Source organism: Aggregatibacter valvarum, from assembly GCF_980468985.1.
The window spans coordinates 1,117,176-1,132,729 of sequence record NZ_OZ413141.1; the positions used below are offsets into that span (position 1 = coordinate 1,117,176).

Sequence of the window (15,554 nt, forward strand, 5' to 3'; positions counted from 1 at the left end):
TCAGATCTTGAGGAGATTTTGCGTTTTTAAACCCTATCCGGATCGCCTTTATGCGAGTGGCTAATATTACAATCCTTTAAGATGCTATACCCTGAAAAACACTAAAAAATTCCACCGCACTTTGCTATAATGCGCAGCATTCATTTCATTAAAAATAAGAGAAGAATATGACGGATTTTCCTGCCATTCGTGACCTCAACGAGCAAAATCTCAACGAAATTTTACAGCTTTCACAACATCATCCTTTGGTGATCACGTTTTATGCGCCAAGCCATGCAGATTCTGTGGCGTTTGTGAAAACCTTGGAAAATTATGCCAACCAATACCAAGGGCAATTTGTGTTAGCCAAAGTGAATTGTGAGAAAGAACAAATGGTGGCGGCGCAGTTTCGTATTCAAGCCTTGCCGACCACTTATTTATTCAGAGACGGGCAAGCGTTGGATGCCTTTCAAGGTGCGTTGGATAACACCACCTTGCAACAGCGTTTGAGTGTGATTTTGCCGAAAGAAGAAGAAATTAAATTTAATCAGGCATTGGATTTGCTTGCGGTGGAAAATTATGCGCAGGCATTGCCGTTGTTGAAAGAAGCGTGGGAGTTGTCTGATCAGAAAAACAGTGAGATCGCACTACTCTATGCGGAAACCTATATCGCGATGAAAAAAACTGAGCCTGCGCAACAGATTTTGAACAAGATCCCATTGCAAGATCGTGACAGTCGCTGGCAAGGTTTACAGGCGCAAATTGATTTGTTGATTAAAGCTGCAGATACGCCGGAAATTCAACAATTACAGGAAGAATTTGCGAAACAGCCAACCCATGATCTTGCGTTGAAATTGGCCTTGCAATTACACCAAGCTAACCGCAACGAAGAAGCCTTGGACTTGTTATTTACCATTTTACGTCAAGATTTAGGCGCAGAGGACGGCAAAATTAAGCAGGAATTTTTATCCATCTTGGCCGCCATCGGCAACAACGATCCGGTAACCAATAAATACCGCCGATTGCTCTATTCGTTGTTGTACTGATGGGAAATCTTCTATAATAGCGCTCGCAAATATTACGTTGATAAGGATTGATTATGTCAGATATTAAACACGCACAATTACTCATTTTAGGTTCCGGCCCTGCCGGTTACACTGCGGCTATTTATGCGGCACGCGCCAATTTAAAACCGGTACTCGTCACCGGTTTACAACAAGGTGGACAGCTCACCACTACCAGCGAAATTGAAAACTGGCCGGGAGATTTCGGTGAAACGACCGGCCCGGAATTAATGCAAAGAATGTTGCAACACGCAGAAAAATTTGAGACCGAGATCATCTTCGATCATATTAACCGCGTGGATTTATCTTCCCGCCCATTCAAATTATACGGCGATGCACAAACCTTTAGCTGCGATGCGTTAATTATCGCCACCGGTGCCTCTGCCCGTTATTTAGGCTTGCCTTCCGAAGAAAACTTCAAAGGCCGTGGCGTTTCCGCTTGTGCCACTTGTGACGGTTTCTTCTATCGCAACAAACCGGTTGCCGTCATCGGTGGCGGTAATACGGCCGTGGAAGAAGCACTCTATTTAGCCAACATTGCTTCTGAGGTGCATTTAATCCATCGCCGCGACAGTTTCCGCGCAGAAAAAATTCTTATCGACCGCTTATACAAAAAAGTGGAAGAAGGCAAAATCGTGCTGCATACCAACCGCACTTTAGATGAAGTGTTGGGCGACAACATGGGCGTAACCGGCGTACGTTTGAAAGACGTGCAATCCGCCGCAACGGAAGAGATCGCATTAGACGGCGTCTTCGTGGCCATCGGCCATGCACCGAATACGGAAATTTTCCAAGACCAGCTGGAATTAAACAACGGCTATATCGTGGTGAAATCCGGTTTAGACGGCAATGCAACCGCCACTTCCGTGGAAGGTGTTTTTGCCGCAGGCGATGTGATGGATCACAACTATCGTCAAGCCATTACCTCTGCCGGCACCGGCTGCATGGCGGCATTAGATGCCGAGCGTTATTTGGATGCGCAAAAAGCATAACTGTTCGGTTATCGCACCGAGACAACACATTGTGCAATACAGGGTGGGCAATAACGCCCACCTTCCGTTTTTCTGTTTCTGATAAAACATAACTTATGGATAAATTTCGTCAAAAATATTTGCAACAATGGCTTCGCACACAGCAAAAGCCGATTAAAAAATATTTGAATCTCAACATTCTGCTCGCCACGTTCTCTTCAGTGATTTTAGTGGGGCAGACTTATCTCTTGGCCTCTTTACTGCATAAGCTCATTATTCTGGGCGAACCGGCCACCGGTTTAGCGCCTTACTTTATCGGCTTAGTCGTCGGCTTTGCGCTACGTGCGCTGATTTTGTGGATCCGAGAAAAAATCGGCTTCAAGTGCGGTCAATTATTACGGAATATTATTCGTCAGCAAATTTTGGATAAAATCCATCAAGTTGGCCCGGCAACGATTAACAATAAACCTGCCGGAAGCTGGGCAACCATCATGTTGGAACAGGTGGAAAACTTGCATAATTTCTACGCCCGCTATTTACCGCAACAAGCGCTTTCCGCCATTGTACCAATGATTATTCTGATTGCCGTGTTCCCGTTAAACTGGGCAGCCGGTTTGATTTTAATGGGCACCGCGCCGCTGATCCCTATCTTCATGATTTTGGTCGGCAAAGCGGCGGCAGACAGCAGCCAAAAGAACATGGATACCCTTGCGCGGTTAAGCGGTCAATTCCTCGATCGTCTGCGCGGTTTGGAAACCTTGCGTTTATTCGACCGCACTTCCGAGCAAACCCGCCATATTGAAAACAGCACGGAAGATTTCCGTGAAACTACCATGGATGTGCTAAAAATGGCGTTCCTCTCCTCTGCTGTTCTTGAGTTTTTCACTTCGATTTCTATTGCATTAATGGCAGTGTATTTCGGTTTCAGTTATTTAGGGCAAGTAGAATTCGGTAGTTATGGCATGCCGATTACGCTCTTTATCGGTTTCTTCTGCCTCATTCTTGCACCGGAGTTTTATCAACCATTACGCGACCTCGGCACCTATTATCATGACCGTGCCGCTGGTATCGGTGCGGCAGATGCCATTGTAGATTTCTTGGAAGAAGATTATTTAATCGCCCAAGGCGACAGCAAAGCGGCATTTGAAAGCCAAAGTGCGGTGGAAATTTCAGGTGAAAATGTGGTGGTCTTGTCGCCACAAGGCAAACCGCTAACAGAGGCGCTGAATTTCCATATTCCGGCGCAGAGCCACATCGCGATTGTGGGACAAAGCGGTGCCGGAAAAACCTCGCTGATCAATGCCATTTTGGGCTTTTTACCTTATGAAGGCAGCCTGAAAATCAACGGGCAAGAATTGCGCGATGTCGATTTAGCCCAATGGCGCAAACACATTGCATGGGTCGGACAAAACCCGTTGTTGTTGCAAGGCACGATTAAAGAGAATTTATTATTGGGCGACATTCAAGCTTCTGCGCAAGAAATTGATCAGGCGTTGGCATTAGCGCAAGCGAAAGAATTTACCGACCGTCTCGGCTTAGAGGCAGAAATTAAAGAAGGTGGCATTGGTGTGTCCGTCGGGCAAGCACAACGTTTGGCCGTTGCACGTGCGCTACTACGCAAAGGCAATTTGTTGTTATTAGATGAACCGACTGCCAGCCTTGATGCGCAATCGGAAAATCAGGTATTACAAGCCTTGCAACACATCAGTCGCCAACAAACAACCGTGATGATCACCCACCGCATTGAAGATCTGAAACAATGCGACACCATTTTAGTGATGCGTCACGGACAAATTATTCAGCAGGGGCATTTTGACCAACTGCAACATCAAGGTTTCTTCGCCGAATTATTGGCACAACGACAACAGGATATTAACTAATGCGTGCTTTATTGCCTTTTATTCGTTTATTTAAATTTGCCAAACTGCCATTAATTTTCGGTGGTTTGTTAATGATTCTAGGGCTTGCCTCCAGCATCGGGTTGCTTACCCTTTCGGGCTGGTTCTTGGCGGCAACCGCCATTGCCGGCTTGGGTTCGCTCTTTAACTTTTTCTATCCGTCCGCTAGCGTACGCGGTTTAGCCATCGGGCGCACGGTGGCGCGCTATTTTGAAAAAGTCGTCACTCACGATGCCACTTTCCGCGTGTTAGCCAAATTACGCGTGCAAGTGTTTAGCAAAATTATTCCGTTAAGCCCGAGCGTGCTCAATCGCTATCGTAACAGTGATTTATTAAACCGTTTGGTCGCCGATGTGGATACCTTGGACGGCCTTTATCTTCGCCTGATTGCGCCGTTTATCAGCGCCATTGTGGTGATTACCTTAATTACCCTTGGATTAAGCTTTGTTCATGTGCCGCTCGCACTGTTCCTTGGCCTCACGTTACTGACCTTGTTACTGGTGATCCCAACCATTTTTTACCATCTAGGCAACAAATTCGGCGCAAAATTAACCCAATCCCGCGCGCTTTACCGCACGCAATTTGTGGAATTTATTCAGGCACAAGCAGAACTGTTGTTATTTAACGGAGAAGAAAAACTAAAAGGCAAATTAAGCAAAACCGAACAGCAATGGCAAGCCTATCAACAACAGGAAGCAAATTTATCGGGATTTTCCACCGCACTTTTGTTGTTTGCCAACGGCTTGGTGTTATGTATTGTGATGTGGTTTGCCGCACAAGTGGATTTGGGCAGCGATGAATACCGCACCGCGTTGATTGGCTTGTTTGCCTTTGCCGCCCTCGCCTCCTTTGAAATTTTAATGCCGATCGGCGCTGCATTTTTGCACATCGGGCAAATGGTAGCATCAGCTGAACGGGTGACAGATATTATCGAACAGCAACCACTGGTAGATTTTTCCGGCACGCAACTTATCGACAGCCAAACCCAAGCGCCGTTATTGCAAATTAATCACGTTCATTTCACTTATCCGCAACGCGATAACCCGGCATTAGTGGACTTAAATCTCCATATTCAAGCCGGTGAAAAACTCGCCATTTTAGGAAAAACCGGCAGCGGAAAATCGACACTACTTCAATTATTGGTACGCAATTATGATGCCAACCAAGGAGAAATCTTATTCGCCGGCAAGCGCATTCAAGCCTATAGCGAAAGCAGTTTACGCCAACAATTTTGTTTCTTAACGCAACGCGTGCATGTGTTTAGCGATACGTTGCGTAACAACTTGCAACTGGCTAACCATGCGCCGTTGAGTGATGAAAAAATGGTTGCCGTGCTACAACAAGTGGGCTTAGAAAAATTGGTGAATCAAGAACAAGGATTGGATTTATGGCTGGGAGACGGCGGTCGTCCGTTATCGGGCGGTGAACAACGTCGTTTAGGCTTAGCGCGGGTGCTATTAAATGATGCGCCGATCTTACTCTTAGATGAACCGACAGAAGGCTTGGATCGCGAAACCGAACGCAATATTCTGCAAGCGATTTTGGCTCACAGTGTCGGTAAAACCTTGATTATGGTGACACACCGTTTAACCGCCATTGAGCAGTTTGATCAACTTGTGGTGATCGATAACAGTCGATTAATTGAACAAGGTTCGTACAGCGAATTGATCAATAAAGAAAATGGCTTTTTCAAGCAACTGACACAACGTATTTAAAAGGAAAGGCTGGAAAGGTGGAAACCTTCCCGGCTTAGTCTCGGCACACGAAAATTCTGACTCTGGCTGCTTTCTTCCGAACCTGACCTGGTAAACCAGACTTCATTGCGAGGGACCGAAAAGGTTTCCATTGAATTAACCGCAAGATTTGATAGCGCGATTAAGGCTTCGCATTATGCAATAAGCCCTATTGAATTGCAAATGTTATCTCCGGATCACATCATAACAGCCTGAACTTTAAACAAACGAGGAAAATCATGACCGCACTTAATCAACTTATCGAACTGTTAAAACTGGAAAAAATCGACGATTTACTTTTTCGCGGCGCAAGCCAAGATCTCGGCTTTCGCCAAGTGTTCGGTGGTCAAGTCGTGGCGCAGGCGCTTTCTGCTGCGATTCAAGTCGCCCCTCAAGATCGTTTTTTACATTCTTGCCACGCCTATTTTCTCTCGCCGGGCGACAGTCAATATCCGATTATTTATGATGTCGAAATTTTACGCGAGGGCAGAAATTTCACGGCGATGCGGGTAAAAGCCATTCAACATAAATCACCGATTTGTCACATTACCGCCTCTTTCCAAACCTTGGAACAAGGCTTTGAACACCAAAGCGAAATGCCAAAGGTAGAAGCCCCTGATGCTTTAATGTCAGAAAGCTCGGTCATTCAGCAAATGGCACAAACCATTCCGGAAGCCGTGCGCGATAAATTTACGGCAGAGCGTCCATTTGATATTCGCACCAAATATTTAAATAACCCGTTCCGCGGACATAAACTACCTCCACAACAATATTCTTGGGTACGCACCAATGGCGAAGCACCGACAGACTATCGCATTCAACAATGTCTGCTTGCCTACTTCTCTGATTTTCATTGTATTTTGACCGCACTTCATCCCCATGAAAAAGGCTTTTTACAAAAAGGCATGAAAGTCGCCACCATCGACCATTCTATTTGGTTTCATCGCCCGTTTGATATGAATGATTGGCTGTTATATGCCATTGAAAGTAACAACGCCTATGCCGCTCGTGGCCTTGCGCGTGGTCAATTTTTTGCGGCAGATGGCAGATTAATTGCGACCACCCAACAAGAAGGGTTAATTCGTTACGTTCCGGAAGAACAATAAAAAACGAGGAAAAAAAATGACCGCACTTTATGCCGCTCAAGATTTTTGGCATGCCGTTACCACAGCACTGCAAACCAAAGATCCGTTAGAAAAATGCCGCTTAGTGAATCATCTTTATGATGCGCTATTACCGCAGATTAAATTGACGGAATTATCCGATTTTCCGGAAGTCACGCCACAAATGGATCTTGCCGGTATTCCGCAGAAGCCGCTGCTCGTTGCACCGAAAGATGTGCCGAAACGTTCTTTCGCCACAGAAGAAGGTTATGCCACAACGTTGCACGCTATTGCCCATATTGAATTTAATGCCATTAATTTAGGCTTAGATGCTGCTTGGCGTTTTGGCAGAAATGCACAACAAGAATTAGGCGAAGGTATGGCATTTGTAAAGGATTGGCTACGTGTCGCACGTGAAGAAAGTACCCATTTTTCCTTAGTCAACGCGCATTTGCATACCCTTGGATATCAATATGGCGATTTTGAAGCGCACGCCGGTTTATGGGAAATGGCACAGGCTACCGCGCACGATATTTGGGAACGAATGGCATTAGTACCACGTGTACTGGAAGCGCGCGGACTGGATGCCACACCTGTGTTACAAGAAAAAATTGCACAACGGAAAGACATGGCCGCCGTCAAAATTTTAGATGTGATTTTAACGGATGAGATCGGACACGTTTATATCGGCAATCATTGGTATCACGCGCTTTCCGCCAAACGCGGATTAGATGCTATGAAATGTTTTACCGAACTGCTACATAAATATCGTATTGTAATTTTTAAAGGGGTAATCAATACTGATGCCCGTTTACAAGCCGGGTTCACTCAACATGAATTAGATTGGATTTATGAAGTGGAACAGACATTAAAGTCGTACATTAAGCAGTAAAAAATAAAATGCCCGATAAGAAATATTATCGGGCATTTTTTTAGAATCGAACGCCAGTGCCAACACCCACGCCAACACCGACTTCATTAGAACCGCCACCAACACCGACGGAACAGGCGCTGAGAGTCCAAACAATAAATAATGTCATGATAATTTTTTTTCATTTAGTCCTCTTTTTTCACTTGTTCAATATTCTGGTATAGCCGATAAATCCCGATAAGATCGCGCTTGGCGATAGATTTAAAGGGCAACAATAAATAGTAAATACAACGATAATGTTCTACGGATGCCAACATATCCAGCCACTCCTGTGGCTCGCAACATTCACGGTATTTTCGCATAACATCGCAAATGATCTCATCGGACAATTCATCTTCACGACATAAATTATAGATAAACAGCAACAAATCACGCGCTTTTTGCTTACTTAAAGCCCGCTTGGTCGCATTCACTTCAAAATCAATAAACAACACTTGACCATCACGCCATAGAATATCGCGAATTGCCGGACGTCCGTGCACCAACCCTTGTTGATGCAAAGTCGCCAATGCCACCGCCGCATCTAATAAAATAGCGCGTTTTTGTTGTTCGGAAAGATGAAGCCCCATCCAATAGGCCACACTGTTTCCGCCGTCCTCCAACACTAAGAAATCCTCACCAAACATTTCAAGGTGCGGCACCGGCGCTTGATGTTCCTCAAGATATTGCAAACTTTGAATTTCGTTTTTAAAGGCTTGTTTCGGTTTTGGTTTCAAAAAATGCCACACACCGTGTAATTGTTCCGGTTGTTTCAACCAAAAATCTTTATCGTTATAAGTAAAATGATATACGCGCTCACCTTTATGCTCGGCAAGCACTTGCTGAACATATTCCTCAAAAGGCAATGCAGATAATTGCGACATATTTTCGTTCCTCACAAACATAAAGTGCGGTCAAAATTAACCGCACTTTTATTTTTTAGCTTGTCATCCAAAGCGCGTTACAACGCTTTTAAGATGTCATCCACACGTTCTTTCGCATCACCAAACAGCATTTGGGTGTTTTCTTTGAAGAACAATGGATTTTGTACGCCGGCGTAACCGGTATTCATAGAACGTTTGAATACCACCACGTTAGCCGCTTTCCACACTTCCAATACCGGCATGCCGGCGATTGGGCTGTGCGGATCGTCCATTGCCGCAGGGTTGACGGTGTCATTCGCGCCGATAACTAAGACGGTGTCGGTGTCAGCGAAATCATCATTGATTTCATCCATTTCCAACACAATATCGTAAGGTACTTTGGCTTCCGCCAATAACACGTTCATGTGGCCCGGCAAACGTCCGGCAACCGGGTGGATACCGAAACGCACGTTCACGCCGCGTTCGCGTAATTTTTGAGTGATTTCTGCCACCGGATATTGCGCTTGTGCCACTGCCATGCCGTATCCCGGGGTGATGATCACAGAGCTGGAATTTTTCAACAATTCCGCTACTTCTTCTGCGGTGGTTTCACGGTGTTCACCTTGTTCGGTCTCGGAAGACACTTGAACATCATTACCAAAACCACCGGCAATAACGCTGATGAAAGAGCGGTTCATCGCTTTACACATGATGTAAGACAAGATCGCACCGGAAGAGCCAACAAGCGCACCGGTCACGATTAACAAGTCATTGCTAAGCATGAAACCTGCCGCCGCAGCCGCCCAACCGGAATAGGAGTTCAACATAGACACTACCACCGGCATGTCTGCACCACCGATAGAGGCCACTAAATGCCAACCAAATGCAAGGGCAATCACAGTCATGATTAATACCGGGAAGATATTTTCCGGCTCACTTAAGAACGCCACCATTAACAAGGCGGAAACGATAAGCGCGGCTAAGTTTAATTTATGACGGTGTGGCAACATTAAGGCTTTGGAATTGATTTTTCCGCTTAATTTACCGAATGCCACCACGGAGCCGGTGAAGGTCACCGCACCGATGAAGATCCCTAAAAATACTTCCACGTTATGCACGCTGGCAAGCGCAGCTTGTTCTGCAAGGAATTTCGCTTGTTCTACGTCATTTAAACCGCTCGGCATGGTTGGGATATCATGCAAACCGTAGCTGTTATAGCCCACCAATACGGCAGCTAAACCGACGAAACTGTGCAAGATCGCCACCAATTCCGGCATTTCTGTCATTTCGACTTTTAATGCACGTTGAATACCAATCGCGCCACCAATCACCATCGCAATGATGATCCACAATGTGCCTTCGGATTTTGGTCCGAAAATAGTGGCGATGAGCGCAATCCCCATCCCGATAATGCCGTACCAGCACCCTGCTTTCGCCGTTTCGTGTTTAGAAAGACCGGCTAAGCTCATAATGAAGAGCAACGCTGCCACAATATATGCAGCTTGTACAAAACCTTCTGACATGATTTTCTCCTTAGCCTTTTCTAAACATGGAAAGCATACGTTGAGTGACGCGGAAGCCACCAAAAATGTTGATGCTTGCCACTAAAATCGCAATAAACGCCAACACACTAATGAAGAAATGACCTTGTGAAATTTGCAATAACGCCCCCACGATGATAATCCCTGAAATCGCATTGGTTACCGCCATCAATGGGGTATGTAGCGCATGGCTCACATTCCAAACCACATAGTAACCCACGACACAAGCCAAGACGAACACGGTGAAGTGAGAAAGGAAAGCCGCCGGTGCAATAGACGTGAGCCATAAGAAAAGCACACCCACTGCCGCCATAATGCCGTATTTTTTACGCGGATCCGTTGGTTTTTCCTCTTCTTTTTTGACCGCACTTGCCGCTTTCACTTGTTGTTGCGGTTGCGCAGACACTTGAATTGGTGGTGCCGGCCATGTCACTTCGCCATCACGAATGACTGTTACGCCACGCAATACCACATCGTTGAAATTGATGTCAATTTGACCGTCTTTGTTTTTGCAAAGCAATTTCAACAAGTTAACCAGGTTGGTACCGTAAAGTTGGGAAGATTGCGTTGGTAAACGGCTTGGTAAATCGGTGTAACCAATGATTTTCACTTGATTATCGGTGACCACCACTTCGCCGGCTTTACTCAATTCACAGTTACCGCCGGTTGCTGCCGCCAAATCGACGATCACGCTACCCGGTTTCATGGACTCCACCATTTCTTTGGTGATTAAGCGCGGTGCCGGTCTGCCCGGAATTAATGCGGTGGTAATAATAATGTCCACTTCTTTTGCTTGTTCTGCATAAAGGGCAAGTGCGCGACGATTGAATTCCTCGGACATCACTTTCGCATAACCATCGCCACTGCCGCCTTCTTCTTTGAAATCGATTTCAAGGAAGCTGGCTCCCATACTTTCTACTTGTTCTTTTACTTCCAGACGGGAGTCAAAGGCACGTACGATAGCACCAAGGCTGTTTGCTGCACCAATCGCGGCAAGACCGGCAACACCCGCACCAATCACCAACACTTTTGCCGGCGGTACTTTACCTGCTGCGGTAATTTGTCCGGTGAAGAAACTGCCAAATTCATGTGCGGCTTCCACCACAGCACGATAACCGGCAATATTTGCCATTGAACTTAATGCATCCAATGCTTGCGCACGTGAAATACGCGGCACGGCATCCATCGCCAACACATTGATTTTTTTCGCTGACAGTTTTTCCATGAGCTGCGGATTTTGCGCAGGCCAGATAAAGCTGACTAAGGTTGCCCCTTCTTTAATTAAAGCGATTTCATCATCAGTCGGCGCGTTGACTTTAAAAATAATGTCCGCTTGCCAAACCTGTGCGGCATCACCGACTTTCGCACCGGCAGCTACAAATGCCTGATCTTCAAAACTGGCTTTGAAACCCGCATCATGTTCAACAATTACGTCGAAACCGAGCTTCAAAATTTGCTGAACCGTTTTCGGCGTTGCCGCCACACGACTTTCATTATCAAGCCGTTCTCTAGGTACACCAATTAACATAATGATTCCCTTTGATTGGTTAAGATTTAGGTAACAAACTTACCCGCCCGAAATGACCCCTCTCGGCAGTCAAATTAGCCCTCACTCTACCATTGTTCCCTCAAAAATTAAAAAAATTTTTCGGCTTTTTATTCAATATGTGATCCCTATTACACTTTACACAAGGCTATAAAAACATTAGAAATTCATTCCATCCTTTGCTATCTTAGCGTGCGAATCTTTTGGCTACCGCTTCACACTCGGTCAGTTAAAAAACACGGAAAAACTTAACCGCACTTTGATGCTCAAGATCAAATACAATGCAATTACCCCCTCTACAATTAGCCACCTTAATCCGCCGTTACAAACGTTTCTTAACCGATGTACAACTGCCGAACGGCGACATCACCACGCTACACTGTGCCAACACCGGTGCCATGATCGGCTGTGGTGCAGAAGGCGACACCGTCTGGTATTCCACCTCCGACAGCGCCACACGAAAATACCCAAGCTCATGGGAATTAACGCAATTAGCAAATGGTAATCTGGTTTGCATTAACACGCACCGTTCTAATCAGCTCACCTTGGATGCTTTACAGAAAAAACAAATTCTCGAACTGGCTATGTATGATGAAATTCACCCGGAAGTAAAATACGGCGAAGAAAACAGCCGTATTGATTTTCTGTTGAAAGGTAACGATCTGCCCGATTGCTATGTGGAAGTGAAATCCATTACCTATGTGGATAACAACAAAAAACTCGGTATGTTTCCTGATGCCGTCACGACACGCGGACAAAAACACTTGCGCGAACTGATCGCCATGAAAAAACAAGGTCATCGCGCAGTGATTTTCTTCTGTGGGTTACACGATGGCTTCGATCATTTCCAAATCGCGAAACACATTGATCCGAAATATCACGAACTCTTTCTCCATGCGCTCAATGAAGGGGTTGAGGCTTACGCCTATGCAGCTGAATTTGAAAAAACGCAGGGAATTCCGACCGCACTTCATCTCACAAAAGTCGTACCACTTCAGCTAAATGGGATTTAATTGAATTATCTGAGAATTATTTTCATTAAAGTGCTTGACATTAATTTTGAGAATAATTATCATTTAATCATTCAAACAACAATAGATAATCACTCCAACTTCAACGCCTCATCCCCCACAAGAGGCGTTTTTTTTTCGCCTGAAATCTGCCCTTTCCCTTAAAAATAATTCAAATTTAGCGAATAATCTCTATAATGTAGCCTTTCGGTAAATTGAATAACATTAGGAAAAGACATGACTGATATGAATACCGTTCTCGCAGAACTAAAACGCGGCGTAGATGAAATTCTTTCTGAACAGGATTTAATTGAAAAACTTAAAGAAAATCGCCCATTGCGCGTGAAACTCGGCGCAGACCCAACCGCACCGGATATTCATTTAGGTCACACTGTGGTATTAAACAAATTACGTCAATTCCAACAATTAGGCCACGAAGTTTATTTCTTAATCGGTGACTTCACCGGCATGGTAGGTGACCCATCCGGCAAAAATGCTACCCGTCCACCGCTTAGCCGCGAAGATGTGTTATGCAATGCGGAAACCTACAAACAACAAATTTACAAAATTCTCGATCCGCAAAAAACCCGCATCGTATTCAACTCTGAATGGTTGGGTAAATTAGGCACCGAAGGCATGATTCGTTTAGCGAGCAACTACACTGTTGCCCGAATGTTGGAACGTGATGATTTCAAAAAACGTTTCTCTAACAATCAACCGATTGCGATTCATGAATTTATTTACCCGCTCTTGCAAGGTCATGATTCTGTTGCGTTGGAAGCCGATGTTGAGTTAGGCGGAACCGATCAAAAATTCAACTTATTAGTGGGTCGCGAATTACAAAAATCTGCCGGTCAAAAACCACAAGTGGCGATTACCCTGCCGTTATTAGTGGGCTTGGATGGCGAGAAAAAAATGTCCAAATCTCTCGGCAACTATATCGGTGTCACCGAAGCGCCAAGCGAAATGTTCGGCAAAATCATGTCCATTTCCGATGACTTAATGTGGGATTGGTATAACCTGCTTTCTTTCCGTCCATTAGCTGAAATCGCCCAATTGAAAGCAGATGTGGCAAACGGCAAAAATCCACGGGATGTAAAAATATTATTGGCAAAAGAAATCATTGCCCGTTTCCATGATGACGCGGCGGCAGAAGCGGCTGAACAAGAGTTTATCAACCGCTTCCAAAAAGGCGCGATGCCGGATGACATGCCTGAATTTACCTTGGAAGGCGAAATCGGGCTTGCCAACTTGTTAAAAGAAGCCGGTTTAGTGGCTTCGACTTCCGAAGCCAACCGCATGGTACAGCAAGGCGGCGTGAAAATTGACGGTGAAAAAGTGGAAGATGCTAAACTTGTTATCCGTGCCTCAACTGCGGTTTACCAAGTGGGTAAACGCAAGTTCGCCAAAGTTACGGTGAAATAAAAACATCACAAAAATGAACCGCACTTATGTCATCATAAAGTGCGGTTATTTTTATCTGCGTTTTTTAGGGTTAACACAAGGAGCAGAATATGCATCAAAAGATCTGGGTATTAGGTGATGCCGTAGTGGATTTAATCCCCGACGGAGAAAATCATTACTTGCGCTGTGCCGGCGGTGCACCGGCAAACGTGGCGGTAGGCATCGCCCGTTTAGGTGGTGAAAGTGCGTTTATCGGTCGCGTGGGCAAAGATCCCTTGGGCGAATTTATGCAACAAACCCTGCAACAGGAAAACGTACAAACCAGCCATATGATTCTTGATCCGCAACAGCGTACTTCTACGGTTATCGTTGGGTTAGATAACGGCGAACGGAGCTTTACCTTTATGGTGAATCCCAGTGCCGACCAATTTTTACAAGTGGCGGATTTACCGAATTTCCAACCAAACGAATGGCTACATTGTTGCTCCATTGCTTTAATCAATAACCCTTCGCGCGAAACCACTTTTGAAGCGATTCGCCGCATTAAAGCCGCGGGCGGATTCTTCTCTTTTGATCCCAATTTGCGCGAATCCCTTTGGGCAAGTTTTGACGACATGAAGCAAACCGTCATGCAAGCGGTGACATTGGCAGACGTATTGAAATTTTCAGAAGAAGAATTAACGCTGCTCACCGACACCCAAACCTTAGACGACGCGTTTGAAAAAATCACCGCACTTTATCCGGAAAAATTAATCATTGTGACCTTGGGCAAAGACGGTGCACGCTATCATTTAGACGGTAAACAAGATGTGGTTGCCGGCAAAGCCTTAAAACCGGTTGACACCACAGGTGCAGGCGATGCCTTTGTCGGCGGTCTTCTTGCCGGGCTTTCACAGCATGCAAATTGGAAAGAAATTTCTGTGCTTGAGCAAATTCTCCGTCAGGCTAACGCTTGTGGCGCATTAGCTACCACGGCAAAAGGCGCGATGTCTGCCTTGCCAAATAAGGCGCAACTGGCAGCATTTTGTGACAACGTCGCACTGTAACAAATATCTTCACGATGCGATATTTTCTGTGTTTTTTCTGTGTTATTCTCCCCCTCGCTTTGCAAGCGCGCATGGCAGATTGTTTTGTGGTGGGGATTAGCGACGGCGACACGTTCACCTGTTTAACGGCGAATCTCAAACCCATTAAAGTGCGGTTAGCCGAAATCGATGCACCAGAAAAAGCACAGCCTTTCGGGAAAAAATCCCGCCAAATGCTGGGTTCACTGATTCACAAACGCCATGTCACCTTGGCAATTCAAGGCTACGACCGCTATCAGCGCACCTTGGCAACGGTGTATGATAGACAAGGGCAAAACATTAATTTAATCATGGTGCAACAAGGCATGGCGTGGGCCTATCGGCAATATTTACAGGATGTTGCCTATTTACAGGCGGAACAAACCGCAAGAGAACATCGACGCGGTTTATGGCGCGATCCCTCGCCTATTGAACCCCATTTATGGCGTCAACAACAAAGAAGGTAAA

The 15,554-nt window shown here is 45.5% G+C and carries 13 protein-coding genes and 1 other RNA gene; 10 read left to right on the forward strand and 4 right to left on the reverse strand.

The features are described from left to right. Positions 1-167 precede the first annotated feature (167 nt). From AC30SF_RS05165 to cydC, 4 genes are all read left to right on the forward strand, one after another. On the forward strand, positions 168-1,025 hold the full coding sequence (locus AC30SF_RS05165) for a co-chaperone YbbN (RefSeq protein ID WP_479744356.1): 858 nt from the start codon (positions 168-170) through the stop codon (positions 1,023-1,025). A 53-nt stretch (positions 1,026-1,078) separates the two neighbouring features. Then, positions 1,079-2,035: a thioredoxin-disulfide reductase gene (gene trxB / locus AC30SF_RS05170; protein WP_479744355.1), complete on the forward strand. Its 957-nt coding sequence runs from the start codon at positions 1,079-1,081 to the stop codon at positions 2,033-2,035. Between the two features lie 95 nt (positions 2,036-2,130). Continuing rightward, positions 2,131-3,894: a heme ABC transporter permease/ATP-binding protein CydD gene (gene cydD, locus AC30SF_RS05175; protein ID WP_489607776.1), complete on the forward strand. Its 1,764-nt coding sequence runs from the start codon at positions 2,131-2,133 to the stop codon at positions 3,892-3,894. After that, the gene (gene cydC, locus AC30SF_RS05180; RefSeq protein WP_489607777.1) at positions 3,894-5,627 is read left to right on the forward strand and encodes a heme ABC transporter ATP-binding protein/permease CydC; all 1,734 of its coding nucleotides are present in this window, start codon (positions 3,894-3,896) and stop codon (positions 5,625-5,627) included. Before cydD ends, cydC begins: the two co-directional genes overlap by 1 nt. A gap of 23 nt (positions 5,628-5,650) precedes the next feature. Here cydC and ffs read toward each other — a convergent pair. Continuing rightward, positions 5,651-5,749: signal recognition particle sRNA small type (gene ffs / locus AC30SF_RS05185), an RNA gene on the reverse strand. 135 nt (positions 5,750-5,884) lie between these two features. On the opposite strand from ffs, the gene tesB reads away from it, so the two are divergent. Both tesB and AC30SF_RS05195 read left to right on the forward strand, forming a co-directional pair. Continuing rightward, complete coding sequence (tesB, locus tag AC30SF_RS05190) at positions 5,885-6,751, forward strand: acyl-CoA thioesterase II (protein WP_032997833.1); 867 nt, start codon at positions 5,885-5,887, stop codon at positions 6,749-6,751. Positions 6,752-6,767: 16 nt separating this feature from the next. Next, complete coding sequence (locus AC30SF_RS05195; RefSeq protein WP_489607778.1) at positions 6,768-7,640, forward strand: ferritin-like domain-containing protein; 873 nt, start codon at positions 6,768-6,770, stop codon at positions 7,638-7,640. Between the two features lie 164 nt (positions 7,641-7,804). Here the strand turns inward: AC30SF_RS05195 and AC30SF_RS05200 are convergent, their stop codons facing one another. The 3 genes from AC30SF_RS05200 to pntA all read right to left on the reverse strand — a co-directional run bounded on the left by AC30SF_RS05200 (position 7,805) and on the right by pntA (position 11,590). Next, entirely contained in the window at positions 7,805-8,542 is a 738-nt protein-coding gene (locus tag AC30SF_RS05200; RefSeq protein WP_314170399.1) for a lipopolysaccharide kinase InaA family protein, read from the reverse strand. A gap of 77 nt (positions 8,543-8,619) precedes the next feature. After that, positions 8,620-10,044, reverse strand: coding sequence for a Re/Si-specific NAD(P)(+) transhydrogenase subunit beta (gene pntB / locus AC30SF_RS05205; protein WP_109103837.1), 1,425 nt, complete (start codon positions 10,042-10,044; stop codon positions 8,620-8,622). Between the two features lie 10 nt (positions 10,045-10,054). After that, positions 10,055-11,590, reverse strand: a complete 1,536-nt coding sequence (pntA, locus tag AC30SF_RS05210) for a Re/Si-specific NAD(P)(+) transhydrogenase subunit alpha (RefSeq protein WP_489607779.1) — start codon at positions 11,588-11,590, stop codon at positions 10,055-10,057. A 299-nt stretch (positions 11,591-11,889) separates the two neighbouring features. Between pntA and sfsA the strand changes: the two genes are divergently transcribed. The 4 genes from sfsA (at position 11,890) to AC30SF_RS05230 (ending at position 15,553) form a co-directional block, all read left to right on the forward strand. Then, positions 11,890-12,621, forward strand: a complete 732-nt coding sequence (gene sfsA / locus AC30SF_RS05215) for a DNA/RNA nuclease SfsA (protein WP_489607780.1) — start codon at positions 11,890-11,892, stop codon at positions 12,619-12,621. Positions 12,622-12,855: 234 nt separating this feature from the next. Continuing rightward, positions 12,856-14,043, forward strand: a complete 1,188-nt coding sequence (gene tyrS, locus AC30SF_RS05220) for a tyrosine--tRNA ligase (RefSeq protein ID WP_489607781.1) — start codon at positions 12,856-12,858, stop codon at positions 14,041-14,043. Positions 14,044-14,132: 89 nt separating this feature from the next. Next, positions 14,133-15,068, forward strand: a complete 936-nt coding sequence (gene cscK / locus AC30SF_RS05225) for a fructokinase (RefSeq protein WP_489607782.1) — start codon at positions 14,133-14,135, stop codon at positions 15,066-15,068. A gap of 14 nt (positions 15,069-15,082) precedes the next feature. Then, complete coding sequence (locus tag AC30SF_RS05230; RefSeq protein WP_489607783.1) at positions 15,083-15,553, forward strand: thermonuclease family protein; 471 nt, start codon at positions 15,083-15,085, stop codon at positions 15,551-15,553. Position 15,554 lies beyond the last annotated feature (1 nt).

Coding starts and splice junctions, on each gene's coding strand:
- pntB (WP_109103837.1), bottom strand. CDS start 10,044: ATGTCAGAAGGTTTTGTACAAGCTGCATATATTGTGGCAGCGTTGCTC.
- AC30SF_RS05230 (WP_489607783.1), top strand. CDS start 15,083: ATGCGATATTTTCTGTGTTTTTTCTGTGTTATTCTCCCCCTCGCTTTG.
- cscK (WP_489607782.1), top strand. CDS start 14,133: ATGCATCAAAAGATCTGGGTATTAGGTGATGCCGTAGTGGATTTAATC.
- pntA (WP_489607779.1), bottom strand. CDS start 11,590: ATGTTAATTGGTGTACCTAGAGAACGGCTTGATAATGAAAGTCGTGTG.
- AC30SF_RS05200 (WP_314170399.1), bottom strand. CDS start 8,542: ATGTCGCAATTATCTGCATTGCCTTTTGAGGAATATGTTCAGCAAGTG.
- cydD (WP_489607776.1), top strand. CDS start 2,131: ATGGATAAATTTCGTCAAAAATATTTGCAACAATGGCTTCGCACACAG.
- AC30SF_RS05195 (WP_489607778.1), top strand. CDS start 6,768: ATGACCGCACTTTATGCCGCTCAAGATTTTTGGCATGCCGTTACCACA.
- tesB (WP_032997833.1), top strand. CDS start 5,885: ATGACCGCACTTAATCAACTTATCGAACTGTTAAAACTGGAAAAAATC.
- trxB (WP_479744355.1), top strand. CDS start 1,079: ATGTCAGATATTAAACACGCACAATTACTCATTTTAGGTTCCGGCCCT.
- cydC (WP_489607777.1), top strand. CDS start 3,894: ATGCGTGCTTTATTGCCTTTTATTCGTTTATTTAAATTTGCCAAACTG.
- AC30SF_RS05165 (WP_479744356.1), top strand. CDS start 168: ATGACGGATTTTCCTGCCATTCGTGACCTCAACGAGCAAAATCTCAAC.
- tyrS (WP_489607781.1), top strand. CDS start 12,856: ATGACTGATATGAATACCGTTCTCGCAGAACTAAAACGCGGCGTAGAT.
- sfsA (WP_489607780.1), top strand. CDS start 11,890: ATGCAATTACCCCCTCTACAATTAGCCACCTTAATCCGCCGTTACAAA.